This is a genomic window from Arthrobacter sp. UYP4 (assembly GCF_057291175.1).
This window is the reverse complement of sequence record NZ_JBXAVU010000002.1, coordinates 463,972-489,340: the sequence shown is the minus strand read 5'-3', so window position 1 is coordinate 489,340 and position 25,369 is coordinate 463,972. Positions and strand designations below refer to the sequence as shown.

22 protein-coding genes and 1 pseudogene are annotated in these 25,369 nt (G+C 69.7%); 10 read left to right on the top strand and 13 right to left on the bottom strand.

Translation table 11 applies throughout. The features are described from left to right. Positions 1-168 precede the first annotated feature (168 nt). The 7 genes from AC0Z9V_RS11000 to AC0Z9V_RS10970 all read right to left on the bottom strand — a co-directional run bounded on the left by AC0Z9V_RS11000 (position 169) and on the right by AC0Z9V_RS10970 (position 7,145). Positions 169-1,395 (bottom strand): helix-turn-helix domain-containing protein, encoded by a 1,227-nt coding sequence (locus AC0Z9V_RS11000; RefSeq protein WP_459288496.1) that lies wholly within the window; start codon positions 1,393-1,395, stop codon positions 169-171. Between the two features lie 116 nt (positions 1,396-1,511). Further along, on the bottom strand, positions 1,512-2,198 hold the full coding sequence (locus AC0Z9V_RS10995) for a glycosyltransferase family 2 protein (protein ID WP_485141498.1): 687 nt from the start codon (positions 2,196-2,198) through the stop codon (positions 1,512-1,514). Continuing rightward, positions 2,195-3,562, bottom strand: a complete 1,368-nt coding sequence (locus AC0Z9V_RS10990) for a PIG-L family deacetylase (RefSeq protein ID WP_485141497.1) — start codon at positions 3,560-3,562, stop codon at positions 2,195-2,197. Before AC0Z9V_RS10990 ends, AC0Z9V_RS10995 begins: the two co-directional genes overlap by 4 nt. Further along, positions 3,556-4,629, bottom strand: coding sequence for an acyl-CoA dehydrogenase (locus tag AC0Z9V_RS10985; RefSeq protein ID WP_485141496.1), 1,074 nt, complete (start codon positions 4,627-4,629; stop codon positions 3,556-3,558). The genes AC0Z9V_RS10990 and AC0Z9V_RS10985 overlap by 7 nt, the downstream gene beginning before the upstream one ends. Positions 4,630-4,717: 88 nt before the next feature. Continuing rightward, complete coding sequence (locus AC0Z9V_RS10980) at positions 4,718-5,941, bottom strand: MFS transporter (protein ID WP_485141495.1); 1,224 nt, start codon at positions 5,939-5,941, stop codon at positions 4,718-4,720. Further along, positions 5,938-6,606, bottom strand: coding sequence for a TetR/AcrR family transcriptional regulator (locus AC0Z9V_RS10975; RefSeq protein ID WP_244186050.1), 669 nt, complete (start codon positions 6,604-6,606; stop codon positions 5,938-5,940). The genes AC0Z9V_RS10980 and AC0Z9V_RS10975 overlap by 4 nt, the downstream gene beginning before the upstream one ends. A gap of 89 nt (positions 6,607-6,695) precedes the next feature. Continuing rightward, positions 6,696-7,145, bottom strand: coding sequence for a hypothetical protein (locus AC0Z9V_RS10970; RefSeq protein ID WP_208740093.1), 450 nt, complete (start codon positions 7,143-7,145; stop codon positions 6,696-6,698). Positions 7,146-7,397: 252 nt separating this feature from the next. On the opposite strand from AC0Z9V_RS10970, the gene AC0Z9V_RS10965 reads away from it, so the two are divergent. The 3 genes and pseudogenes from AC0Z9V_RS10965 (at position 7,398) to AC0Z9V_RS10955 (ending at position 11,279) form a co-directional block, all read left to right on the top strand. Beyond that, positions 7,398-8,777, top strand: a complete 1,380-nt coding sequence (locus AC0Z9V_RS10965) for an MFS transporter (protein ID WP_459267520.1) — start codon at positions 7,398-7,400, stop codon at positions 8,775-8,777. 93 nt (positions 8,778-8,870) lie between these two features. Further along, positions 8,871-9,767 (top strand): annotated as a pseudogene (gene mmsB, locus AC0Z9V_RS10960) (3-hydroxyisobutyrate dehydrogenase); the annotation flags it as partial. A gap of 27 nt (positions 9,768-9,794) precedes the next feature. Further along, positions 9,795-11,279, top strand: a complete 1,485-nt coding sequence (locus AC0Z9V_RS10955) for a CoA-acylating methylmalonate-semialdehyde dehydrogenase (protein WP_485141494.1) — start codon at positions 9,795-9,797, stop codon at positions 11,277-11,279. Positions 11,280-11,329: 50 nt separating this feature from the next. On the opposite strand, the gene AC0Z9V_RS10950 is transcribed toward AC0Z9V_RS10955, so the two are convergent. Then, the gene (locus AC0Z9V_RS10950; protein WP_485141493.1) at positions 11,330-12,175 is read right to left on the bottom strand and encodes an NAD(P)-dependent oxidoreductase; all 846 of its coding nucleotides are present in this window, start codon (positions 12,173-12,175) and stop codon (positions 11,330-11,332) included. 133 nt (positions 12,176-12,308) lie between these two features. On the opposite strand from AC0Z9V_RS10950, the gene AC0Z9V_RS10945 reads away from it, so the two are divergent. After that, on the top strand, positions 12,309-13,430 hold the full coding sequence (locus tag AC0Z9V_RS10945) for an NAD(P)/FAD-dependent oxidoreductase (RefSeq protein WP_485141492.1): 1,122 nt from the start codon (positions 12,309-12,311) through the stop codon (positions 13,428-13,430). A 51-nt stretch (positions 13,431-13,481) separates the two neighbouring features. On the opposite strand, the gene AC0Z9V_RS10940 is transcribed toward AC0Z9V_RS10945, so the two are convergent. The 3 genes from AC0Z9V_RS10940 to AC0Z9V_RS10930 all read right to left on the bottom strand — a co-directional run bounded on the left by AC0Z9V_RS10940 (position 13,482) and on the right by AC0Z9V_RS10930 (position 16,684). After that, positions 13,482-14,663: a LacI family DNA-binding transcriptional regulator gene (locus tag AC0Z9V_RS10940; protein WP_485141491.1), complete on the bottom strand. Its 1,182-nt coding sequence runs from the start codon at positions 14,661-14,663 to the stop codon at positions 13,482-13,484. Positions 14,664-14,666: 3 nt separating this feature from the next. Continuing rightward, entirely contained in the window at positions 14,667-15,596 is a 930-nt protein-coding gene (locus AC0Z9V_RS10935) for a PfkB family carbohydrate kinase (RefSeq protein ID WP_485141490.1), read from the bottom strand. A gap of 92 nt (positions 15,597-15,688) precedes the next feature. Then, positions 15,689-16,684, bottom strand: coding sequence for an SIS domain-containing protein (locus tag AC0Z9V_RS10930; RefSeq protein WP_485141489.1), 996 nt, complete (start codon positions 16,682-16,684; stop codon positions 15,689-15,691). Between the two features lie 275 nt (positions 16,685-16,959). Between AC0Z9V_RS10930 and AC0Z9V_RS10925 the strand changes: the two genes are divergently transcribed. Genes AC0Z9V_RS10925 through AC0Z9V_RS10915 form a run of 3 tightly spaced genes read left to right on the top strand, consistent with a single transcriptional unit; the run spans position 16,960 to position 20,037 of the window. Then, positions 16,960-18,276, top strand: a complete 1,317-nt coding sequence (locus AC0Z9V_RS10925) for an ABC transporter substrate-binding protein (RefSeq protein WP_133082650.1) — start codon at positions 16,960-16,962, stop codon at positions 18,274-18,276. Next, positions 18,245-19,207 (top strand): carbohydrate ABC transporter permease, encoded by a 963-nt coding sequence (locus tag AC0Z9V_RS10920; protein WP_459288470.1) that lies wholly within the window; start codon positions 18,245-18,247, stop codon positions 19,205-19,207. The genes AC0Z9V_RS10925 and AC0Z9V_RS10920 overlap by 32 nt, the downstream gene beginning before the upstream one ends. Further along, the gene (locus AC0Z9V_RS10915) at positions 19,201-20,037 is read left to right on the top strand and encodes a carbohydrate ABC transporter permease (RefSeq protein ID WP_133082652.1); all 837 of its coding nucleotides are present in this window, start codon (positions 19,201-19,203) and stop codon (positions 20,035-20,037) included. The genes AC0Z9V_RS10920 and AC0Z9V_RS10915 overlap by 7 nt, the downstream gene beginning before the upstream one ends. A gap of 56 nt (positions 20,038-20,093) precedes the next feature. Here the strand turns inward: AC0Z9V_RS10915 and AC0Z9V_RS10910 are convergent, their stop codons facing one another. Both AC0Z9V_RS10910 and AC0Z9V_RS10905 read right to left on the bottom strand, forming a co-directional pair. Then, positions 20,094-20,759 carry an SDR family NAD(P)-dependent oxidoreductase gene (locus AC0Z9V_RS10910; protein ID WP_485141488.1) on the bottom strand — a complete coding sequence of 222 codons (666 nt, stop codon included), beginning with the start codon at positions 20,757-20,759 and terminating at the stop codon, positions 20,094-20,096. Between the two features lie 52 nt (positions 20,760-20,811). Continuing rightward, a complete protein-coding gene (locus AC0Z9V_RS10905) occupies positions 20,812-21,951 on the bottom strand; it encodes an ROK family protein (protein ID WP_133082654.1) in 1,140 nt (379 codons plus the stop codon). A 205-nt stretch (positions 21,952-22,156) separates the two neighbouring features. On the opposite strand from AC0Z9V_RS10905, the gene AC0Z9V_RS10900 reads away from it, so the two are divergent. From AC0Z9V_RS10900 to AC0Z9V_RS10890, 3 genes are read left to right on the top strand one after another with little or no spacing between them, the layout of a single operon-like run. Then, positions 22,157-23,440, top strand: a complete 1,284-nt coding sequence (locus tag AC0Z9V_RS10900; RefSeq protein ID WP_485141487.1) for an ABC transporter substrate-binding protein — start codon at positions 22,157-22,159, stop codon at positions 23,438-23,440. A 1-nt stretch (position 23,441) separates the two neighbouring features. After that, complete coding sequence (locus AC0Z9V_RS10895) at positions 23,442-24,365, top strand: carbohydrate ABC transporter permease (RefSeq protein ID WP_485141486.1); 924 nt, start codon at positions 23,442-23,444, stop codon at positions 24,363-24,365. Further along, entirely contained in the window at positions 24,365-25,270 is a 906-nt protein-coding gene (locus AC0Z9V_RS10890; RefSeq protein ID WP_485141485.1) for a carbohydrate ABC transporter permease, read from the top strand. Before AC0Z9V_RS10895 ends, AC0Z9V_RS10890 begins: the two co-directional genes overlap by 1 nt. The last annotated feature ends 99 nt before the right edge of the window (positions 25,271-25,369 follow it).

Here is a 25,369-nt window from a genome sequence, read left to right as displayed (position 1 = left end):
TCTGACCGGCCCCAGCGCCGAGTAGCGGCCACGGCCGCCATGGTGCGCGCACGGCCCTGTTCCCCCAGGAGTCATCGTGCTGGACGAAATGCTAGGACCGCTCCGGCCCGGTGTCCACGATCTCCGGCAGAAAGTCGGTGATTGGTGCAGGTGGGGCAGGAGTGGGACTCACACGGCGAGCGAACGCACCTGGTCCATCAGTTCCCGGGCCTTCTCATCCGCCCCGGCGTCGGAGTACAGGCGGGCGGCCTCGGCGAGATGGAGCGCGGCCCGCTCCGTGGAGCCCGACGCCGCGTAGTACTGCCCGAGGCTGTCCTCGAGTTCCGTCGTGGACTCGAAGTCGAGCAGGTCACGCCGGCCGTCGACGACGTCGAGCAGCTGCTTGGCGGTGTCGAGCTCGTGGGTCAGGAGGGCGAATCCGGCCCGGGTGAGGGTGAGCTCGAGGCGCTGGCCAGGAGTACCGACGAGCGAGAGGCCCAGCTCGGCGTTCCTGATCGAGGTCCGGACGGAGTCGTCGACGAGGCCGGCCTGCACCTTGAAGTTCGCGCTCGCCTTGTGGAAGTCGGCCCACCTCTCCAGATCCGCCTGCGGCAGGAGGAGCCGCGCCGCGAGGGCATGCTGCTCGCGGCCCACCTCGACGTCGCCGCGACGGAAGGCGACGTTGCCGATGGTCCATGCGCCGCGCGCGACCAACAGCGACGGGACGTACGGAGTGCCCTCACTGATGTCGAGCGACGTCGCCACGTCCCACGCGGCGTCGAGATCCCCCTTCACCGACAGCGCGGCGATGAGGATGAAGGCGGCCTGCAGCCGCGCAGGGGACTGGTCGGGAAGGTCCGCCGCCGAATCCATGGCCTGCTGTGCGAGCTCGAGGGCCTCGACCAGGCGACCCCTGTTGCGGGCGATGGTGGAAAGCCGTCCCTGCACGACGGACCGGAGTTCCGGCGTCGCAACCATCAGCGAGGAGTTCTCCATCCGTACCAGCACGACCTCGGCCTCATCCAGGCGTCGCAGGGCGATCAGCGACTGCGCCTGGAGCATCGACATGTCCCACCAGGCCGGCGCGTTCCGCTGCTCCTGGGCGATGCTCGCCGCGTACTCGGCTTCCGATGCCGCCAGCGCGTCGTCCTGCATGTCACGGGCGTAGTTCGCGGCCAACATCGCCGTGGTGAGGGCGGCCGGGTCGTCGGACGACGGCGGCTCCACCCACCAGTTCAGGGTCTGCGCGTCCATGCCCAGCCGGTCCGCAAAGTGCTGCACCATCTCGGCGGTGGGCTGGCGCAGACCGCGCTCGAGCAGGGAGACGAAATGCGTGGAATACACGTCGGCGCCCAGCTCCGCGTGGGTCAACCCCTTGGCGCTGCGGGCCTCGCGCAGCATCTCCCCGAATCGCATACAGCTCCCGTCCCCAGAGTGTGGTCACTGCGGCCCGCTCGGCACGCGGGATTCGATCCGTGACACCCTTGTCTAACAGATGCTTCGGACAATCAGGAAAACCTCGTCGACCGCGGTCAGACGAGCCCCCGGAGATAGGTTGAGAACCCGGCCGGGACGCGGCCGCTGGTGCGCGACGACGTCATGACCTCGAGAGACCCGGAGGCCGTCCACCTCGCCCCGGCCGCCTTGACCCGTTCGGCGAGGTGCACGTCCTCGTCCTGGGCCAGCGGGGCGAAGCCGCCCACGTCCTGGTAGGTGCTTCCCCGGATGCCGAGGTTCGCCCCATGGACGTGGTCGTGGCCGTCGCGGGGTACATAGGCGTTGGACCACAGCTGGATCCGGTCGGCGTTGTCGGCCGTGAGCGTCGGACGGACGGTCCCCAGCACGAGGTCGGAGTGTCCACCGAATGTATGGTGCCGGACGAGCCAGTCGCGCGGGACCAGGGTGTCGGCGTCGGTGTTCGCGATCCAGGTGCGCGCGGGAACGCTGCGTGACCGTGCCAGCGCGAAACGGACCCCGGCGTCGCGGGCGGCCCCCACCGAGTCGAAGCTGCCGGAGATGACCGAGATCCCGTGGCCGGCGCGCGCCGCAGCGGCCGAGCCGTCCGTGCAGCGGTCCAGGACGACGGTCACCGACACGAGGACGCGCGGGATGGTGCGCATGAGATGGACGCGCGCGGCGTCGATCGCCCGAAGGGACGCGGGCAGCCAGTCCTGCTCGTTGAAGGCGGGAACGACGACGGCCACCTGGCCGGGGATCACAGCAGGCCTTCGCGGCGGGCGACGGAGGACGCGGGTGCCGGCACGAGGACCTCCAGGAGGAAGTCCTCCTCCGTGTGCAGCACGAGGGTCTCGAGGCCTGACAGCCGACGGACCCGCTCGTGCACGGCATCGCCGTCGAGCTCCCAGCCCTCGATCGGGTGCCGCCAGTGGCAGAGGACGAGCACGCCGTCGTCATCGAGTGAGGCCTTGATGAGATCGACGACGGCGTCGAGCTGGTCGGCGGTCAGGAAGTAGCCGGTCTCCGACAGCACGATGAGGTCGAACGGTCCGTCCTCGCGCGGCCAGTCGCGGGGGACGGTGGCCAGCCGGGCCGTCGCGGCCTCGTCCATGATGAGGGCCTCGTTGGTGCGCCGGACGGCCGTCTCGCTCGTGTCGAGGGCCAGGAGATTGTCCGAGACGGCGGCGAGCTCCCTGGTCAGGGCCCCCACCGAGCAGCCGATCTCGAGGGTCCGGCAGAAGCGGCGGCGCGGCAGCGCAGCCATGGTCAGTGCACGCTTGCGCTGCTCGTAGAACCGCTCGGCGACCTCCCACGGATCCGCCCTGTCCCGGTGCAGCCGCTCGAACGTCGAGGAGCTCCGGGTGACGAAGAAGGACTCGAAGTTCCGCTCGAAGTGCTCGAGGATCCCGGGTGACAGCAGCGTCTCGTCGCCCGGGGCGTCGGACAGGGGCAGGGTCTGCGAGAGGTGCGCCGCGAGGGCGGTGCCCTTGCGGCCGTGGTCGGCGGCGTCCAGCCACTGGAACGAGAGGGTGGCGAGCTGATCCGCGGAGTCCTCCGCCGTGCCCCAGTGCCAGAGCCAGATGGGGTACTCGAGCAGCGGCACGTCGAGCTCCCCGCAGACCTCGGCCGCGGCGCTGCCGGCGGCGTCGTGGTCGGGATGGCCGTCGTGGCGCCACGGGACGGCGACGAGGGTCAGGGAGTCGCCCTCGCCGAGTTCGCGTCTCAGGACGGCGGTGACGTCGTCGTGCCCGAGCCCGCCGTCCGGCAGGCCCTCGAACGTCAGCTGAGCGGCCGGCGCCAGGATCTGCAGCGCGTCCGCCACCTCGGTGCGCCGCAACTCGGCGAGCCGGTGGGGTGGATGGGTGGGGGAACCCGGGTGGGAGGCCTCACCGTCGCTGAGCACGACGACGTCGCATCTCACGCCCTCCCGGGACAGCCGGGCGAGCAGCCCGCCGGCGCCGAGTGTCTCGTCGTCGGGGTGAGCGGCCAGCAGGAGGAACCGGTCGGGGAGCCTGCCGTCGAAGAGCTCCTCGACCTGCAGGTTCCCGCCGGCCTCACGCTCCTGTTCCCACCTTCGCCAGTGGCTCTCCGGAGTCCCCTCGCCGTCGTGCGTGAAGCTCACCATGCCGCCGCCCCCGCGTCTGCCCGCTCGAGGATCCGCCGTCCGAGGGCTGCGTCGTCGCGCTCGGCGTGGTGCTGGCGCAGGTACAGGTGGAGGTCCGCGACGCGCGCGGCGTGGATGTCGTCGAACGCGAGCGGTGCGGGGCCGAGCGCGTGCGCGGCTGCGTCCAGCACCAGTTCCGCGCAGCGGAACGCGGTGGCGCGGACGCGAGCCGCGAGCAGTGCGCCGTCCTGCCCGGAGGCCCTGCCGGAGTCGACCGCGTCCGCGGCGTCCCCGAGCATCGTGCGGGTCCCGTGCAGGGCGGCGTCCACGCGGCCCAGGTGCATCAGGGCGATCTGGTCCGGTTGTCGGCGTCGTGCCGCGGCGAGCAGGGTCCCGGCGATGCCGAGGGCCCCGCCGTACCAGCAGGCCGCCACGCCGATCCCGCCCCAGGCGAACCCGTCGCGTGCCAGGTACCAGTCGGGCTCCCCGACGGGTACGGCGCGGGCCGCCTCGAAGCGGACGGAGCAACTGGGAATCGAGGGGAGGCCCCGGCTCACCCAGGTTCCTGCCGGTTCCGGCAGGACGCCGTCGGCGCGGAGGTCGACGGCGAAGGCCCGGCGCCGGCCGTCGGCCAGGTGTGCGGTGACGACGGCGGCGTCCAGCTGGTCGGCGAGGGAGCACCAGGGCTTGGTGCCGGTCAGGCTCCAGCCGCCGTCGGGTGCGGGCGCCGCCTCGAGGACCACGCCGGGTCCTTCGGCCGCGAAGACCCCCCAGGTCCCGGTGGCACCCGCCCGGTTCGCCGGCCCTCCACCGTGCCCGGCCTGGTCGAGGATGGCGAGGGCATCGAGGTGGGGCTCGACGACGCGTGCCACGGTGAGATCGGTGGACGCGAGCGTCGTGAGGACCTGCCAGGCGACCGCCGTCCGGCCTGATCCCGGCAGGGGCACGACGGCACCGAGGTCCGCGGCGAGGGACAGGGCCCGAGGCAAAGAGTTCCGTGCGGCGCCGGCCCGGTCGGGCAGGGACTGCAGGAACGGCTCGGGACCGTACCCCGCGGGCTGGTGGGCGATGCCGTCCGTCAGCGTCACGGGCGGGAAGGTTTCGGGGAGCGGTCCTCGCAGTGCGGCATGTTCGCAGTCTACTGACCTTCCCGCGTGCCGCCGCTCCGGGCTCTCGCTACCGGGTGGCTACGCGCTTCGGCAGCACCGGTGACGCCAGCAGCGTCAGGACGCCTGCGAGGGGCACCACGATCAGGCCCACGCGCAGCGAGGACGAGTCCGCGACCGCTCCCACGATCGGAGGCGAGAGGAGGAACCCGAGGCGCAGCAGCCAGCTGATCACCGTCAGTCCGGTGCCGGCGCGCAGTCCGGGCAGTTCGTCCGCGGAGTGCATCGCCGCCGGAACGAGCGTGGCGACGCCCAGCCCGGCCAGGCCGAAGCCGAGGATGGTCAGCGGGATCGACGGGAAGAGCAGGGCGGTCCCCATGCCGACGGCCGCCAGTGTCCCGCCGGCCTGCGCCACGGTGCGCTGGCCGAATCGGTCCACGAGGCGGTCGCCGAAGAGCCGCCCCACGAACTGGAGCCCGACGAGGGCCACGAAGCCGAGGCCCGCCACCGTGGGGGTCGCGTCGAGTGCATCGGTGAGATAGACCGCGGCCCACGTGCTGCCGGCGTCCTCGACGAGCGCTCCGGCGATCCCGATGACGACGAGCGCGGCCAGGACCCCCGCCGTGGCGAGCGCGCCGCGCCGCACCGCGCCACGCGTCGCCGTCGCTGCCACCGGTTCGCCGCCGGACTCCACCGGCTCGCGGCCGGGCAGCAGGAAACGGTAGCAGGCGAGGGTGAGGGCGCTGAAGAGTACGAAGGACACCGTCAGATGCAGTCCGCGGGGGATGGAGAGGCCGGCCGCCGCCGCGCCCATCAGGCCGCCGAGCACTGCACCGATGCTCCACACCGCGTGGAAGGAGTTGAGGATGGACCTCCTGTACAGCTTCTGGACGCGCAACCCGTGCGAGTTCTGCGCCACGTCGGTGATGGCATCCATGGCACCGGCCAGGAACAGGGTCGCCGTGAGCACGGCCCAGGACGGCGCGATGCCGGCGAGGAGGATCGCCAGTCCGATGAACCAGGTGCCCATGGTCGCCACGCGGGAGGACCGGAAGCGGCGCACGAGCGCGCCGGCGGCGAGTCCCGCCGTGATGGCGCCGAGGGGGAAGGCGGCCACCGAGACGCCGAAGGCCGCGTTGCTGAGGTCCAGCCCGTCCTTGATGGCGGGGTAGTGCGGCAGGATGTTGGCGAACAACGCGCCGTTGGTCAGGAACAGGGCGCTCACGGCGAGGCGGGCCCGGCCGAGCCGCTGGGCGCTGTACTCCTGGGGCGGCGCGGATGAACGGGTGGTCATGGCCGGATGATCCTCTCGACGGCGGTGCGGACGGTGGAGACGGACATGGGGTCCAGCGAGAGGGCGCGGTGGAGAGTGGTGCCCTCGATCAGGGCGTCGAGCATGAGCGCCGTCTGCGGATCGAAATGCGCGTGGAGTGCTTCACGGCTGCGCGCCATCCAGGCGTCGGTGATGGTCCTGAACTCCGGCCGCCGTGCCGCCAGCGCGTACAACTCGAGGCTGGCGAGCATCGTCTCGGATGCGTTCAGGGTGGTCCCGGTGATGAGGCCGACGACGGCGTCGCCCGCCTCCTCGACGGTGTCGGCGCGGGACAGGACGGTGTCGAAGACGTCCGCCGTCCTCCCGGCGAGGCGCGTGAACGCCGCGTGGAGGAGGTCGTCCATCCCGGCGAAGTGATAGGTCATCGACCCCAGGGGCACGTCCGCGGCTGCCGCCACCCGGCGGTGCGTGGTCCCGGCGACGCCGTACTCGGCGATCACCCCGAGGGCCACGTCGATCAGGCGTTCACGACGCCCGGGGTCATGGCGGCGCCTACTCGAGGGAGGGGTCCCGCCGGTCGCGAGGGCATCGCCTCGCCGGCTCGGCCCGTCCTGCTCGGCGGGGCGGGCTCGCCCGTCGTCCTCGAGATACTGCCCGTGCACCATCCACTCCTCGCGCCCGTCCACCAGTTATATGTACAAGCGTACGCATGATGCGTACGCTTGTACATATGATCGGTGGCAGGCGGTGCAGTAGCGGCCCGGGTGCTCTCGGCTCAGGCCTCCGGCGGCAGGGCCTCGTGGTGCTCCCGGCCCTTGGTGCGCCGGTCCTCCTTCATCTCCGCCTCGAACAGGTGGCGCTTGCCCTCCGCGAGGGAGTCGCGTGCCTCCTTCTCGAAGGCCTTGAACTCGGAGTAGTAGTGGTCGTCGTAGTCCTCCATGATCTGGAACGTCCACCGACCCTCGATCACGTTGCGGCCGATGATCTCGCTCGCGAGCCTGTCGGCGATCTCCGGATGCCCCGCCCTGCGGAAGAGCTCCTCGGCCTCGGAGAGGTTGAGGTCGGCCTTGCCGGTGAGCCGGTGGAAGCCGTAGAGGTAGCCGCGGGCATGTTCCACGACCTCGAGTGCTTCGGACAGCTTTCCGAGGGCTTCGACCGTGAGGTCGGAGACGCCCTCGGGGCGCTGGTGGTGTGCGTCGGGACCTGGTGTGTCGGAGGTAGCCATACTCCGTCAGTACCCAGCCGTGCCGACACTTACACAGGCATCCTCTACTCAGGCATCGTCCGCGGGGTCGTGCGCGTCCCACGCGGAGCGCGCTCTGTGCGTAAATGCAGAAGGGCTGTGCACTAATCGGCGTTGATCGGTCCGTCAACGGGGGCAATACTCGTATCGCCCCGGTGTGTCCCACTGCGCACCGGCCAGCGGAGGCCGGTCACGGCGAGCCGTGTCAATGAAGACACAGAAGGAGTAGCCCGCATGAGTTCAACGCAGCACACACCCCCGCAGCGGCAGGAGCCCGACGTCGAACAGTCGGGCCTGAAGAAGGTCGTCGTCGCATCGATGGCCGGGACCGTCGTCGAGTGGTACGAGTTCTTCCTCTACGCGGCGGCGGCCACGCTCGTCTTCGCCACCGTCTTCTTCCCCAGCGCCGACTCGGAGCTGGACGCGATCATCGCCGGCTTCCTGACCTACGCCGTCGGTTTCGTGGCACGCCCCATCGGCGGGATCGTGTTCGGCCACTTCGGCGACAAGTACGGGCGCAAGCAGCTGCTGCAGGTGAGCATCGTCCTCGTGGGCGTCTCGACGTTCCTCATGGGCTGCCTGCCCACCTTCGACCAGGTGGGCTACTGGGCCCCGGGACTCCTCGTGGTGCTCCGCTTCATCCAGGGCTTCGCCGTCGGCGGCGAATGGGGCGGCGCCGTCCTCCTGGTCGCCGAGCACAGCCCGAGCCGCAGCCGCGGCTTCTGGGCCAGCTGGCCGCAGTCCGCCGTCCCCATGGGCAACCTCCTCGCGACCGGTGTGCTCTTCGGCCTCTCGGCGGTCCTCGACGAGGCGTCCTTCCTCGGCTGGGGCTGGCGCGTGGCGTTCTGGCTCTCCGCCGTGATCGTGATCGTCGGCTACTACATCCGCACCAAGGTCAACGACGCCCCGATCTTCCTCGAGGCCCGCAAGGAGGTCGTGGAGGAGGCCAAGGGCTACGGCGTGATCGAGGTCTTTCGGCGCTACCCCCGCGGCGTCTTCACCGCCATGGGCCTGCGCTTCGCCGAGAACATCCTGTACTACCTCGTGGTCACGTTCAGCATCACCTACCTCAGCACCGTGGTGGGGGAGGACCGCACGCGGATCCTGCTGCTGCTCCTCGTGGCGCACTTCCTGCACTTCTGCGCCGTGCCGATCGTCGGCCGCTACTCCGACAAGCTGGGACGCAAGCCGGTCTACCTCGCCGGAGCCGTGCTCGGTGCCACCTGGGGCTTCTTCGCCTTCCCCATGATGGACACCGGCAACGACCTCATCATCCTCGCGGCCGTCACCATCGGGCTGTTCTTCCACGCCCTCATGTACGCGGGGCAGCCCGCGATCATGGCCGAGATGTTCCCCACCCGCATGCGGTACTCCGGTGTCTCACTCGGCTACCAGGTCACCTCGATCGTTGCCGGGTCCCTGGCGCCGATCATCGCGACCACCCTCCTGCGGGACTACGGCTCCTCGACGCCGGTGGCGGTCTACCTGCTGCTCGCCTGCTGCGTCACCGTCGTCGCCGTGCTGCTGCTCAAGGAAACGCGCGGCATCTCGCTGCTCGACGTCGACGAGGCCGACGCCCGCGGCACGGCGGACCTCCTGGCCGCGAAGAAGTAGCACCGCGGCGCGGATGACGACCCCTGACCGGGGAACGACGGCGGCGCACCGGCGCCGTCGTCGTTCCCGTGTACGACCCCACGAGCGAAGGAGCTTGAGATGGCAACGATCGGCTGGATAGGACTCGGGAACATGGGCGGTCCGATGACCGCCAACCTGGTGAAGGCGGGCCACACGGTACGGGGCTTCGACCTCAGTGCCGACGCCGTGGCAGCGGCGGAGGCGGCGGGTGTCACCTCCGTGCAGGGGATCGCCGACGCCGTGAAGGGTGCCGACGTGGTCTTCACGATGCTGCCGAAGGGCGACCACGCGCGGGCCGTCTACCTCGGGGACGACGGTGTCCTGGCGTCCGCGGACCCGTCGACGCTGCTGGTCGACTCGTCCACGATCGACATCGGATCCGCTGCGGCACTCCACGAGGCGGCCGCCGGCAAGGGCTTCCGCTTCGTCGACGCCCCCGTCTCGGGCGGGATCAGCGGGGCGAAGGCCGGGACGCTCACCTTCATGATCGGCGGCGAGGAGGGGGCGGTGAAGGACGCCACCGCCTTCATCGAGCCGATGGCGCGGAACATCATCCCCACCGGCGGTGCGACCACCGGCCAGGCGGCGAAGATCTGCAACAACCTGATGCTCTTCATCAACCTCGCATCCACCGCGGAGGGCGCCGTGCTCGCCGATCGCCTCGGGCTCGACAAGCAGGTGTTCTGGGACATCGCCTCGGTGTCCTCCGGTGACAGCTGGGCGCTGCGGACCTGGTACCCGGTGCCGGGTGTCGTGGAGACCGCCGCCTCGAACAACGGCTTCGCGCCGACGTTCACCACGGAGCTGGCGAACAAGGACATCGGGCTCGCGCTGGCCGCCGCCCGCGACACCGACACCCCGCTCGAGATCGGCGAGCACGTGCAGCAGCTCTTCCAGCGCCTCATCGACGACGGCCAGGGCGGCAAGGACTGCTCCATGATCATCAAGCTCGTCGACGGCTCCCTCTAGGCACCGTCCCACTCCCGAAGGATTCCCATGCAGCAGATCCCGCACTACATCGATGGCACCCGCGTGACCGACGCCGAGCGGTTCGGCCCCGTCTTCGATCCCGCCACGGGCCGGCAGGAGAAGGAGGTGCCCCTCGCGTCGCCGTCGCGCGTTGACGAAGCCGTCGCCGCGGCCGAAGCCGCCCTGCCCGGCTGGCGCTCCGCGAGCCTGGCCAAGCGGGCCGCCGTCTTCTACCGGGTCCGCCAGCTGCTCACCGAACGGACGTCCGAGCTCGCCGCGATCCTCACCGGCGAGCACGGCAAGGTCCTCTCGGACGCCGAGGGGGAGATCGCCCGCGGCCTGGAGAACATCGAGTTCGCGACCGGACTGGGCCACATGCTCAAGGGCGAGCGGTCCGAACAGGTGTCCTCCGGCGTCGACGTCCACTCCATCCGCCAGCCCGTCGGTGTGGTCGCGTGCATCACCCCGTTCAACTTCCCCGCCATGGTGCCGCTCTGGATGATCGGGAGCGCGATCGCCTGCGGCAACACCGTGCTGCTCAAGCCGAGCGAGAAGGACCCGTCCTCCTCCGTGTTCATCGCCGAGATCTTCTCCGAGGCCGGACTCCCGGACGGTGTCCTCAACGTGGTCCACGGAGACCGCGAGGCGGTGGAGAGCATCCTCGACCACCCGGGCGTGAAGGCCGTGAGCTTCGTCGGGTCCACGCCGATCGCGAAGACCATCTACTCGCGTGCGGCGGCCAACGGCAAGCGCGTCCAGGCGCTCGGCGGCGCGAAGAACCACATGGTGGTGCTGCCCGATGCCGATCTCGACATGGCGGCCGACGCCGCGATCTCCGCCGCCTACGGCTCCGCCGGCGAACGCTGCATGGCGATCAGCGTGATCGTGGCCGTGGGCGGCATCGCCGACGACCTCGTCGAGGCGGTGCGCTCGCGCATGGGCTCGCTCAGGATCGGGCCGGGGACCGATCCCCGGTCGGAGATGGGGCCCCTCATCTCGGCGGAACACCGGGACCGCGTGGCCTCGTACGTCACGGGCGCGCCCGCCGAGGGGGCGACCGTCGTCGTCGACGGCACGCAGCAGCAGTTCGACTCGGACGGCTTCTTCCTCGGGGTCTCCCTCGTGGACCATGTGAAGCCGGGCATGAAGGTCTACGACGACGAGATCTTCGGACCCGTGCTGTCCGTGGTCCGCGTCGAGACCTACGCCGACGCCGTCCGCCTCGTGAACGAGAACCAGTACGGCAACGGGGTGGCGATCTTCACGCGCGACGGCGGTGCGGCGCGGCAGTTCGAGGTCGAGGCGGAGGCCGGCATGGTGGGCGTCAACGTGCCGATCCCCGTGCCGGTGGGCACCTACTCGTTCGGCGGCTGGAAGAACTCGCTGTTCGGCGACACCCACATGTACGGACCGGACAGCATCCGCTTCTACACGCGCGGCAAGGTGGTCACCACACGCTGGCCGGACCCCTCCACCTCGAGGATCGACCTCGGGTTCCCGCAGGTCGACTGACTGCCGGCGGATGCGGGTGCCCGGGGCGGCCGGCGCCCCGGGCATCGCACCTAGCCGAGCTCGGGCTTCGCGATCACCGCGATGTCGTCGTCGCCCGAGCCGGCGCGCTGCGCGTCCGTGAGCGACTGCAGCACCGCCGTGACCGCCGGCAGGGGATCGGGGGTGGAGCGCAGCATCAGCCGCGCGTCCTTCGCGAGGAGGTCGGCGGAGAACTGCGTGTCGCCGAACGTGCCCGCGGTGATGACCGGGCCCTTCATACCCGCGATCACGCCCAGGCCCGTCCCCTTGAGCAGGTCCAGCACGGACCCGGCATCGAGACCGTTGGCCCTGCCGAGGCGCAGCGCCTCGACGAGGCCCTGCAGCGTCACGCCGAGGGCGAGGTTGGCGAGCAGCTTGCCGGTCGCGGCGTCCGACGGCGTCGGCACCCGCCGGAGCCGCTCGGCGTCGCCCCACAGGGCGGCGAGGGGTTCGACGACGTCGACGTCCTCCGGCTCTCCACCGAGCAGGACACCCAGCTGACCGGCACGGGCCGGCGCGAGACTCCCGATGACGGGTCCGTGCACGTACCGGATGCCGGCCGCGGCCGCGTAGTCGGCGAACTCACGCGCGTCCTCGGGGGAGACGGTGGTGACGTCGAACCAGACGGCCTCGGCGGGGATCTCCAGCCCGGAGAGCACCACCTCCCGGACGGTGTCCGGTCCGAAGAGGACCGTCAGGACCACGTCGGCGTCGCTGACGGCGTCCTCGGGCGAGTCCGCCTGGGTGGCTCCTGCCTCGCGCAGGCGGTCGACGGCGCCCGCCGTCCTGTTCCATGCGGTGAGGTCGTGGCCCGCGGCGAGCAGGTGCACGCCGAGTTCGTGCCCCATGCGTCCGACGCCGAGCAGTGCGATCTTCATGAGTCCTCCGGTTGGTGGTCGATGTCCTTCCCTCCATTGTCCCGGATCAGGACACGCGATAGATTCTGGACATCCCTTTGTGATACCGGTACCAACCCAGCGAGGGGCGAACCGACGGCAGAAGGAATCGACCATGAGCACGGCAGGAAACACGCGGCACGTCGCCGTCCTCGGCGGCGGCATCCTCGGGGTGTCGACGGCTGTGCACCTCCTGCGCGAGGGTGCCTCCGTCGTCCTCGTCACCGAGGCGGAGCTCGCGAGCGGAGCCTCGGGCAGGTCACTGTCCTGGCTGAACAGCGCGGGGGAGCGGGCCACGCCCTACCACCAGCTGCGGATGTGCGGCATCGACCGGTACCGGACGCTGTTCGCCTCGGACCCGTCCCGCGACTGGCTGCGGTTCGACGGCGGCCTGCACTGGGCGGACACCGGCTCGGACCAGGACACCGTGACGCGCCACGAGTACGAGAGGGCCCACGGCTACGACTCCGTCCTGGTGTCCCCGGGAACGGTGGACGACCACACCCCGGGCGTCAGCCGGGACGCACTGGGACCCGTGGCGATCTTCAACCCCGGTGAGGGCTGGGTCAGCCTGCCGCACCTGATCGGGTTCCTGATGGAGGAGTTCACCTCCCGGGGCGGCGAACTCGTGACGGACGCGGGCACCGCGCGCGTCCGGGTCGGTGACGGGCGGGCCACCGGCATCGACACGGACGGGGCGGGATCCTTCCCCGCGGACGCCGTCGTGGTGGCCTGCGGACCGCAGACGCCCGCCGTCGTCGCCGAACTCGGCGTCAGGATCCCCGACGCCTCGCCGATGTCGATGCTCGTGACCACCGCCCCCGTGGACCACGCGGTGAGGGCGGTGCTGAACACCCCGCGGGCGGCCGTCCGGCCGAATCCGGGCAACACCCTCGCGCTGGACCACGACTGGTACGAGGAGAGCATCACGCAGGACGCCGACGGGACGTACTCGATCCCGGAGGCGGTGGTCCACGAGCTCGCCGACGAGGCCGCCGGACTCCTGGAGGGCCAACCGCAGCTCTCCGCGGCATCCTGGACGATCGGCCGCAAGCCCATCCCGGGCGACGGGGAACCCGTGTTCGGGGAGCTCGGGTCCGTCCCCGGCTGCTTCGTCGCCTTCACTCACTCCGGGGCGACGCTCGGGCTCATCGCAGGCGAACTCCTCGCGGGTGAGATCATGACCGGGCGGAAGCACCCGATGCTGGAGACCTTCCGGCCCGGCCGTTTCGCCTGACCGGATCCGCCCGACCGGCGGGGACCCGGGCCGGAGCGCAACGGCGAGGGCTCAGGCCTGTCCCGCCGGTGACGCCTGCGCCTGCGCCGCCGGTATGGCCTCCGCCGGCACCGCCGGTATTGCCTGCGCCGGCACCGCTGGTATTGCCTGCGCCGGTCCGATGGAGGAGCGGAGCATGAGCTCGGCCGGGAGCATGTGCAGCCGCGGCTCGTACTCCGGCGCACCGATCCGCGACACGACCTGCTCCACCGCCAGCCGCCCCATCTCGTCGACGGGCTGGGCGATCATGGTGAGTGGCGGCTGCATGACCGTCGCCCAGCTCGTGTCGTCGAAACCCACCAGCGAGACGTCCCCGGGGTAGGAGAGACCTAGATCCTGCACCGCGTGGAGCGCGCCGATGAGGGCCTCCGCCTCCGTCGCGAAGATCGCGGTGGGAGGATCGGCGGACCGGAGCATCACGGAGGCGGCCTCCGCCGCGGACTCCTCGGTCTTCGCCCCGGTGCTGACGAGTGCCGGCGAGTAGGGGATCCCTGCATCCTGCAGGGCGTCCAGGTACCCGCGGAGCCGCTCGGCATCACTCCACAGGCTGCGCGCGTTGACCGTCAGGAGACCGTCCAGGGTGTCGATCGCGGCATCGGTGGTGGGTCCCCACAGGAAGCCGATGCGCCGGTGGCCGGCCTCGATGAGCGTCCTCGTGACGCGTCGTGCCTCGGCCCGGTTGTCGACGACGACGGCGTCCAGGTGCAGTCCCGGGATCAGTCGGTCGATGAGGACCACCGGTGTCCCGCGGCGGGTCGCCTCGGTGAGGTGCTCCGCCTCGGGCGCGCCGACCGCGGCCGAGGACACCACGATGCCGTCCACCTGCTTGTCGAGGAGCACGCCGACGGCGTGGCGCTCGGCCGCCAGGTCCTCGTAGGTGCTGATGACGATCACGTCGAGGTTCCGTGCGCTCGCTGCATCCGAGGCCCCGCGGATCAGGCCGGAGAAGAACGTGTTCCCGATGTCCGCGACGACGATACCGAGCGAATTGGTGACCCCCGTGGTCATGCTCCGCGCGAGGATGTTGGACCGGTACCCGAGGCGCTCGGCCGCGGCGAGGACGCGTTCACGGGCGACCGCGCTCACCGAGCCGTAGCCGCCGAGGGTCCGCGCCGCCGTCGCCCGGCCGACACCCGCTTCCGCCGCGACGTCGGAGATGGTGGGGGCGCTGCTGGAAGGATGCTCGGACGCCATGGGCTAATGGTAACGAGACAGCGGGGCGGTCGGACCGGCGAGGGCGGCGCGCGCAGCCTCCGGGTCCGCGTCGGAGAACGGCCGGCCGTGGCCGAACGCCCCTTCCACCGTGCATTGCCGGGCGGAGTACAGGGCGGCTGCCCGCATCGCGGCGGCGACGTCGGCGGCGGCGGCACGGTGCGTCCGTGACCAGCCGGCCTGCACCAGCCGGAGGAGGAACGCGGTGAGGTAGGCGTCCCCGCATCCCATGGTGTCCACGATCGACGACGGCGGGACGTGCTCCGCCCCGTCCTCGTAGAACGTGTCCCCGTCGAGGAAGAGGGCGCCCTCGGTGCCGCGCGTCGCCAGGGCCGCGCCGGCGCCGAACCGGATCGCCGTCGAGAGGAGGTCCCGGGACTCCCGGTGGCTCAGGTCCGCGCAGGAGAACTGCGCGAGGTCCACGGAGGGGCACACGGCAGCGAGATAGGTGTCGGACCGGCGGTCGTCGTCGGACGAGAAGTCGAAGCTCACGCGGGCGACGGCGGTCCGCAGGGCCGGCAGGTGCTCCTCGATGCCCGAGTAGACGCTGGAATGCACGACGTCGAAACCGGCCAGGTACGCCAGGTCCCCGGGGGAGGGCCGGAGCGGCTCCGCGAGGGTGATGCCGCCTCCGTTCCAGTCCAGGAACTGGCGCTCGCCGTCCTTCAGCCGGATGTTGGTCCAGCCACTCGGGCCGTGCCGGGTGATGGAGCGTGAGATGTCCACGGACTCCGCGAGGAGCGCCCCCCTGAGGAGGTCCCCGAACACGTCGTCCCCGAACACGCCGAGATATCCCGCATCGGCTCCGAGGCGCCGCGCGAACACGGAGAAGTTGACGCTGTTGCCGCCGGGATAGGACGTGCGGCGGTCGATGAAGCGGTCGACGATATTGTCGCCATAGCCGAGAACGCGCATGGGTGCCTTGCTGTTCGGAGGAAGGGCCGCCGGCCGGGTGGCGGGCACCCGGCCGGCGAGGGGGTCTCGCCGTCGGCTCAGGACGACACGGCTCAGTACTCCACGACGCGGTAGTACCGGCGCAGGTCGAGTGAGTGGTCGCGCTGCTTCTCGAGGTGCTTGCTGATCCGGCTGGTGATGGTGTCCATCACCAGCGGGCCCAGCAGTCCCCGGAACTCGTCGTCGATGCCCTCGAGCGGGTAGTCCGCGGTATCGAGGACCGTGGTGGCCTGCGAGTACTTCTCCGAGAACGCGACGACGCGCTCCATCAGCGGGCGGGTCTCGTCCTCGCCCACGAAGAGCAGGACGCTGGTGTCGGGCTCGATCAGCTCCAGGGAGCCGTGGAAGAACTCGGCACCGTGCACCCGGGTGGTGTGCAGCCACTGCATCTCCTCGAGGATGCACATGGAGTACAGGTAGGCATGGCCCCAGAGGTTGCCGCTGCCGACCACGAAGTGGAAGTCCGTCTCCCTGTGCCGTTCCGCGAAGGCCTCCGCCAGCGGCTCCGCCTGGCGGGCCACGCCCACGAGGGCCTGGGGGACGGCCCGGAGCTGGTCGACCAGCTTGTCGTAGCCGGCGAAATCCCCGCGCTCCGACAGGAACCGCGTGGTGAGGAGCAGCAGGCCGAGATCGAACGGCCAGGCGTCGGGTTCGGTGATCAGCGCGGAGTCCACGGCCTGCGCGATGGGGCTCTCGGCGATGCCGGTGAACCCGATGGTGCGGACGCCACGGGCCCGGCAGAACTCGATGCACGCGATCACGTCCTCGGTGGTGCCCGAGGCGGAGGCGAACACGGCGACGGAACGCTCGTTGAGGAGGGCGTCACCGGAGAGGACGAGTTCCGCGGCGATGGCCGACCGGACGGGAACCGTGGTGTTCCGGCGCAGGAGGTGCTCGTAGGGCCACATGGCCGCATAGGTCCCGCCCGACCCGATGAGGAACACGGCTTCGACGTCGGACAGGCCTCCGACGATTTCTTCTATGCGCGGCTGCAGGGCCAGGAAACTCTGTGCGCGTGTGAGGAACTGGTCCTCATCGAACTTCAGCATGACGATCCCTTCGGAGGAGGCGATGGTGACCCGAGACTGATACCGGTATCACCGGCACATCGTTGCACGCAGAAATTGAACGAGTCAACCATCCACATGCGCTTCCTCTGTCCGTCCCGTCGCTTTCGCATCTTTGTGGTCGAGGGGCTGGTACCGGTATCAAACTTGCGCTACTGTGATCCGCACCACGCGAAAAGGGCAGGCCCACCGGGCAGCTGCTCCTGACCGCAGCGGAGGCTTCCGGGCACGTCCCGGTCAATCAAGGAGGCTCGGCCATGAAGAACGTCCGACGGAGAGTATGTGCGGTGTCCGCCGCGGCACTGATGGGCCTCACGGCCTGCGGAGGCGGGACCGATGTCGAGGCGGCCGACCTCACGGCCGCGCCCGAGTACGAGGGGACGCTGTCGATCCTCACGAAGTTCGGCGGCGAGCCGTTGTCGCCCTACTTCGAGGACCTCGCAGCCGAGTACACGGCGCTGCACCCGGACGTGGACTTCGAGATCATCCAGGAGACCGACCAGAGCATCAAGGACAAGACCAAGACCCTGGTGGCCTCCTCGGCTCTGCCGGACATCTACTTCTCCTGGACCGGCGACTACGCCGACAAGTTCATCGAGGGCGGGTTGGCCACCGACCTCAGCGACGTGCTCTCGCCCGATTCGGACTGGGGCTCCACGTTCGGGGCGGCGTCGCTCGATGCCTTCGCGCAGGACGGCAAGTACTACGCCGTCCCCCTCTACAACAACGGCAAGTTCATGGGCTACAACAAGAGCATCTTCGAGGCGGCCGGCGTCGCCGTCCCCACCACCTTCGAGGAGCTGATCGCAGCCTGCCCGAAGCTGGAGGCGCAGGGCGTGGAGCCGCTCGCCTTCGGGAACAAGGACGGCTGGCCCGGCCTGCACTTCCTCCAGCAGCTCTTCGCCTACAACGTGCCCCGGGACGTGCTCGAGAAGGACTTCGTCCCCGCGACGGCCAGCTGGGACCACCCCGGCTACGCGAAGTCGCTCGAGGAGTTCCAGACGGTGGTGCGGGACTGCACGGCCACGGGCACCGACTCCAACGGGGTGCTGTACTCCACGGCGCAGCAGGCGCAGTCCGCCGGCCAGGCAGCCATGTACTTCCAGGAGATCCTGGAGTTCGACTCGGTGGTCACGGACGGCTCGGAGATCACCGCCGAGGACTTCGGCATCTTCGCCCTGCCCGCCCCCGAGGGGGCCGAAGGCGATCCGGCCGCGCTCGAGGGGTCACCCGAGGGCATGATGGTCAACGCGAGGTCCCCCCGCCAGGCGCTCGCCGTCGACTTCCTCAAGTTCGCGACCAGCAAGGCCAACGCGGAGACGCTCGCCGGAGCCCCCTTCAGCCAGCCCAGCACGATCGTCGGTGCCGTCTCCGCATCCACGGCGAGCCCCGCCGTCGTCGAGGGTGTCGCGAAGCTCAACGAGGCCAGCTACCTCCTCGGGTGGCTCGACGCCGTCACCGTCCCCGATGTCGCGGACGCCTGGCTTGCCGGCGGCGAGGCGCTGGTGTCCGGATCCGAGACTCCCGAAGAGGTTCTGAGCAATGTCCGCGCCGCTTCAGACAGCGCCGAGTAGCACCGCACCCGCCGCGCCCCTGCTTCCACGAACCGTCGACGCAGGGGCGCGGCGGCCCCGCAGGCCACGCGGTTGGGTGTGGGTCGCTCCCGCGCTCCTGGTGCTGGGCGTCTTCGTCTACCTGCCCCTGCTCCAGAACCTGCAGTACAGCGTCATGAAGTGGGACATCTACGCGGGCGGCTCCTCCTTCGTGGGGCTGGCCAACTACGAGAAGCTGGCCGGCGACCCCGTGTTCTGGCGGGCGCTGCTCAACAACACGGCCTATGCGGCAGTCTCCCTCGTCTGCCAGGTCTTCGGCGCGCTGCTCCTCGCCGCGCTGGTGGAGGGCCTCCGGTCCGAGCGGTGGCGCCGCGCACTGCGGGCCGTCTACTTCGTGCCGTCCGCCATCTCCCTGACGGTCGCCGGGCTGCTGTTCTACTTCGTGTACGAGCCGGAACTGGGCATCCTGAACGCGCTGCTGAGGGGCGTCGGACTGGATGCGCTGACGCAGGCCTGGCTGGGGCAGGAGGGCACCGCGATCTGGGCCGTGATCGCCATGAGCCAGTGGCAGGGCTTCGGCTACTCCACGCTGCTGTTCGCGATCGCCATCCAGCGCATCCCGCAGGACCTCTACGACGCCGCGTCGCTCGACGGCGTCGGCCCGATCCGGAGGTTCCTCCAGGTCACCGTCCCGCTCACGCGTGAGATGACCGGCCTGATGATCATCGTCACGCTCTCGGGCGCGTTCCAGGTGTTCAACGAGGTCATGGTGATGACCAGCGGCGGCCCCAACAACTCCAGCCAGGTCCTTGTGTCGTGGCTCTACCGGATGGGCTTCGGCCGCAACGACTTCGGCTACGCAGCCGCCATCGCGACGGTGATCTTCGTCCTGACCCTGGGCGTCGCGCTCCTGCAGCTGGCCATCACACGGAAGAGGAGAGTCGAATGGTGACCCGAACGAGTGTCCTCGGCGTCGTCGCGCGGACCTTCGTCGCGTCGTTCCTGCTGGCCCTTGCCGTCGTCGTGATCTATCCGCTGCTGTGGATGGTCCTGAACGGGTTCAAGACCAACAGCGAGCTGTTCGGCAACCCCTTCGCGCTGCCGCTGCAGTTCACCTGGGAGAACTACGCGAAGGCGTGGAACCGCGGTGTCAGCAGCTATCTGATGACCAGCATCCTCGTCACCGTCACGGCGACCATCGCCACCGTCTTCATCAGCGCCTGGGCGGCGTACGGGCTCACGCGGATGCAGATCCCGTTCAGCCGCACGGTCCTCGCCCTGATCCTCGGCGGCCTGATGCTCGCTCCCGCCGTCGCACTGATCCCGCTCGTCAGGATGTTCCAGGCGCTCGGGCTCTACAACACGTTCTGGGCGCTCCTGATCCTCTACGTGGCGTTCCGGATCCCGTTCACGACCTTCCTGATCCGCGCCTACATGGTGGACCTGCCGGTCGAGATCGACGAGGCGGCAGCGGTGGACGGGGCCGGCAAGGCCAGGGCCTTCTGGAGCATCGTGCTGCCCATGTGCAAGCCGATCCTCGTGTCCAGCGTGATCCTGAACATCCTCTTCACCTGGAACGAATACCTGTTCGCCATGGTGTTCACCAGCGGGGGAGACCTGCAGACCCTGCCGATCGGGCTGACCAACCTGATGAGCAAGCACGGGACCGAATACCCCGTGGTGTTCGCCGGCATGACGATCGCCGCCGTCCCGGTGATCCTGCTCTTCTTCCTCACCCAGAAGTACTTCGTCCGCGGACTCGCGGACGGCGTCGGGAAGTAGGCACCCCGGTCCTGTCCGCGAGGACCGGGGTGCCTGCACCGACCCGACCGGTCCGGTCAGTCGGCGCTGATCTGCCGGCGGAAGGTGTCCCGTCGGGCATGGAGGTCCCAGAGCACGCCGGCGAGGACGGCCGGGTCCTTCTCCGGGTCGCCCTCGATGATGCGGCCGCCGATGATGAGCTGCGAGACGTGGATCCCCTCCTCGCCGAGCACCTCGTGCAGCAGCTGGGCGTAGGCCGCCTGGCCCGCGAAGGCCACCGAGGTGCCGGTGACACCACGGCCGGGCCTGACCGCGGACCCGCCGTTGACGAACAGGATGGTGCCACGGTTCCCGCCGAGGAACCTCATGCCGGGCAGTACCTGGTGCACCGCGGCGACGGGGCCGTAGATGGAGAACTCCACCGGGCCCCTGAGGTCGGCCGGTGTCGTCTCGAGGACGGGCCGCATGAAGTCCTTCTGCGGCAGGGGGCTGTACTGCAGCACCTCGATGGGGCCCAGTGTCTCGGTGGCGGCCTCGAGGGCTGCGGCGATGGATTCGGGGTTCCGGACGTCCGCCGCGAAACCGCGGGCCTGGATGCCCTCCCTGCCGAGGTCCTCGGCGAGGGCGTCCACCTTGCCCTGGCTCCGGGAGATGAGGGCCACGGAGAATCCCTCCGCTCCGAAACGCCGTGCCACAGCGGCCCCGAGGCCGCGTCCTGCTCCGATGATCGCGAGAGTTGTCATACTCCGTGCAAGGAGCCGGGCCGCTCCATCATTCCGACGTGAGCTGATTTTCTCAGCGGAGCGTCCCGAGGATGGTGCGCTGGATGACGACGGCGGCAGCCCCGCGCGCCCACTGGGCGAAGTCCGACGGCTGGCGGCTCAGCCGGATGGGCGCCGCTTCCGGGTCGCGGTGGTAGTCGATCGAGGCCCGCAGTGCCTCGGCTGCGACGTCCGCCAGGTCCATGCCCTCACCGGACAGCACGACGAGCTCCACCATCGTCAGGTTCGCGACCGCCGACACCAGGAGGCCCAGCGCCTCTCCCGCCGCGCCGACGACGGCGGCGGCCACGGGGTGGCCCTCCCCGGCGAGCCCGAGGATCTCGTCGTAGGTCCGCTGCTCGCCGGTGGAGGCGGCGAACTGGGAGCAGATGGCGGGAATGGTCAGCACGGCGGAGGAGCACCCGCGGTGGCCCTCCATGCACCGTGGCCCGGAGGGGTCGAGCGGATAGTGCCCCACGAGGCCGAGCCCGGCATCGGGCGGCGAGATGACGGCGTCGTTGATCACCAGCCCGTAGCCCACGCCGGCGCCGACCGTCAGGACGGCGAAGTCCTTCTCCCCGCGCCCCGCGCCGAACCACTGCTCCGCGATCGTGAGGGCCACGACGTCGTTCTCGACGGCGACCGGCAGCCCGGTCCGCTCCTGCACGAGTGCGGCGAGGGGCACGTCGCGCCACCCGAGGAACGGGGCGCGCAGCACCTCCGCACCGGAGTCCACCTTGCCGCCGATGCTGATGCCGATACCACTGAATCCCGCCAGGGGCCCGAGGTCGGCCACGGCGTCGACGATGGCGTCGATCACCTCCCCGACGGCGTGGCCCGGCAGCGCCGCCTCGCTCGACCCGACGACATCGGCCTTGAGGTTCGTGGCGACCGCGGACGCGGTGTCGCCGGTCAGTTTGACGCCCACGAACCGGTGCGCGTCCGGACTGACCTCGAGCGGGCGGACGGGCCTCCCGATGGCCGCGGCCGCGACCTCGTCCGACTCCCGGAGGACGCCCGCATCGAGGAGGGGCTTGCTCAGCCGCGTGAGGCTGGCGACCGACAGGCCGAGGCGGGCCGCGAGGTCGGCACGGGAGATGGGTCCGCGGATAAGGACTTCGCGCGCGAGCGCCCGGGCCGGGCTGGAGGGTGCGAGCGAGGTGACCGCGTCCATGATGTTCCGTTCGCAGGGGGTACTTATTTTCAGAGTATCGCTAATGGCCTGGCTTTTCGGTGTGGATACTCCTGCAGACGCTCCGGATGTCGCGTGAGTGGAATGGTTGACACCGCTCTTATTTCTGTCGTAAAAATAACCAGTGCCCAGTTCGACACGGACATGGACACGGCACGCCCTCACACAGCACGAAGGAGAGCCAGTTGTGAAGCAACCCCACGGCCGCGCGAGGCGCGCCGCCCGATGCGCGGCAGGAGCGGCGGCCCTCGCGCTGGTCCTCCCGGGATGCGCAGCCCAGGACGACGTCGTCACGCTCGATTTCTTCCAGTTCAAACCCGAAGCGGTCGCGAACTTCAGCGCCATCATCGACGAGTTCGAAGCCGCCAACCCGGGCATCCGGGTGGTGCAGAACCACGTGCCGGACGCCGATACCGCCATCCGGACCCTCCTGGTCAAGGACAAGACCCCCGATGTCCTCACCCTCAACGGCAACGGGCGCTACGGCGACCTCGCGAAGGCCTGTGTCTTCGCGGACCTCTCGGACCTGCCCGTCGTCGAGCAGGTCCGGCCGGCGGTCAGCGACATCATCCGCGACCTCGGATCCTGCGGCGACGAGGTGAACGCGGTCCCGTTCTCGAGCAATGCGAGCGGCATCCTGTACAACAGGGACCTCTTCGAGCAGTACGGCGTCGAGGTGCCGACCACCTGGGACGAACTGCTGGACGCGGCGCGGACCTTCGAGGCCGCAGGCGTCACACCCTTCTACACCACGATCAAGGACGCCTGGACGGTGGGCCCCGCCTTCGTGAACCTCGGGGGTGCGCTCCAGCCGGAGGGCTTCTTCGACCGGCTCCGTGCCCAGGGGCCGGACGTGCAGTCCGGTGAGGTGTCGTTCTCCAAGGACTACCCGGAAGCGATGGAGAAGCTGACGGCGCTCTACGCGTTCGGCCAGGACGACGCCGCAGGCCGGGACTACAACGCCGGGAACGCCGCCTTCGCGACGGGGGAGTCCGCGATGTACCTGCAGGGCAGCTACGCCATCCCCGCCATCCGGGCCGTCGACCCCGACGTGAACATCGGTTCCTTCCCCTATCCGGCGACCAACTCCCCGGAGGACACCGTCGTCGTGTCCGGCGTCGACGTCGGTGTGTCCATCGGACGGGACACGGACCACCCGGAGGAGGCGAGGAGGTTCGTCGAGTTCCTGATGTCCCCCGAGGTCGTTGAGCGATACGCACAGGAGCAGAGCGCCTTCTCCCCGCTGGCGACCGGCGCCGAGACCACGGACCCGGCGCTTGCCGGCCTCGCCCCGTACTTCGACGACAACCGGATCATCGGCTTCATCGACCACCAGCTCCCCGCGAGCCTGCCGCTGCCCCAGTACCTGCAGGAACTCGTGCTCGGCGGACGGACTGAGGACTTCCTGGCCACCCTGGACCGCGAGTGGAGCAAGATCGCAGCTCGGACCATCCCGAACGAGAAGGACTGACATGAGCACACCAGTCAGCAGCCCGGCACGCCCGGGCCCACCGCCGGCGGCACTCCGCGGGGAACGGCGCGTCCCGCGGGTCTTCTACCTGATGGTGCTCCCCGCCCTCGCCCTGTTCGCCGTGTTCCACACCGTGCCCCTCCTCACCGGGATGTTCTTCAGCCTCACGAACTACGCGGGCTACGGCGAATGGTCCTTCGTGGGCCTGCGGAACTACGCCAACCTCTTCGGCGACGACCGCATCTACGGCGCCTACGGCTTCACGTTCCTGTTCGCGATCGTGTCCACGGTGGCGGTGAACATCATCGCCCTCGCCGTCGCCATCGCGCTCAACGGACGCATCCGCTTCAAGACCGGATTCCGGGGCATCTTCTTCATCCCGAACATCCTGTCCATCCTGATCGTCGGGTACGTGTTCAACTACCTCTTCTCGAACTCGGTCCCGGCGATCGCCGACGCACTCGGCATCACATCTCTGACCACGAGCATCCTGGCGAGCCCCGACACCGCCTGGATCGGCGTCGTCATCCTGTCCGTCTGGCAGGCCGCTGCCTTCAACATCATCATCTACCTGGCCGGGCTGCAGACCATCCCGGGTGAGCTCTACGAAGCGGCGTCCCTCGACGGGGCCTCGCCCTGGAAGCAGTTCACCTCCATCACGTTCCCGATGATCGGCGCGTTCTTCACCATCAACATGGTGCTCAGCCTCAAGAACTTCCTGCAGGTCTTCGACCAGATCATCTCGCTGACCGCCGGCGGCCCCGGGACGTCCACCGAATCGATCTCGCTGCTCATCTACCGGGGCGGCTTCCAGGGCGGCGAGTACGGCTACCAGACCGCCAACGCCGTCCTCTACCTCTTCGTGATCATCGCCATCTCATTCATCCAGCTGCGGATCCTGCAGCGCAGGGAGGCCTCGTTCTGATGACCGCCACATCCTCCTCCGCGGTGCGCCGCGTGGCCGCCGACCGCCCTGACGGCGACGACGTCGTCGAACGCGCCTACCGACCGGACCGTCGCCGCGTGAACTGGTGGCTGACGGCCCTCGTCGCCGTGTGCGCCCTGACGGTGCTCATTCCGCTCTACCTCACCGTGGTCACGGCCCTGAAGACGCCCGACCAGCTCGGCGGCACCGGTTTCGGTCTGCCGACGACCGCCCGCTGGGAGAACTTCGCCGACGCCTGGACCCTGACCAGCTTCCCGCGGGCCCTGCTCAACACCGGGCTCGTCACCGTGGGCACGGTGCTGCTGACCCTCGTCACCAACTCGATGGTCGCCTACGCGATCGCGAGGAACATGCACCGCAGGTTCTTCAAGGGGCTGTACTTCTACTTCATCGCAGCCCTGTTCGTGCCGTTCCCCATCATCATGCTGCCGGTGGTCAAGCAGACGGCGATCTTCGGGCTCGACAACCAGCTGGGCCTGATCCTGCTCTACACGGTGTACGGGCTCTCGTTCAACATCTTCGTGTACGTCGCCTACATCCGGTCCATCCCGCTCGAACTCGAGGAGGCAGCGCTCACCGACGGTGCCACCACCTGGACCGTCTTCTGGCGGATCATCTTCCCGCTCCTCGGCCCCATGAACGCGACCGTCGGCATCCTCACCTGCCTCTGGGCGTGGAACGACTTCATGCTGCCGCTGGTCATCCTCTCCGACCCGTCGGCGCAGACGCTGCCACTGGCACAGTTCATCTTCCAGGGGCAATTCAACACCAACTACTCCGTGGCATTCGCGTCCTACCTCATGGCGATGGCACCGTTGTTGATCGTGTACCTCTTCGCGCAGCGCTGGGTCATCTCCGGTGTGATGCGCGGATCCTCCAAGTAACGTCCACATCCCCACTCCTCGAAAGGGACACCTTCGTGACTTCCACCGTCAACCCCGAGGTCGACTCGGCCGTCGACGCCACGTCCGGGCTCTCCGCCG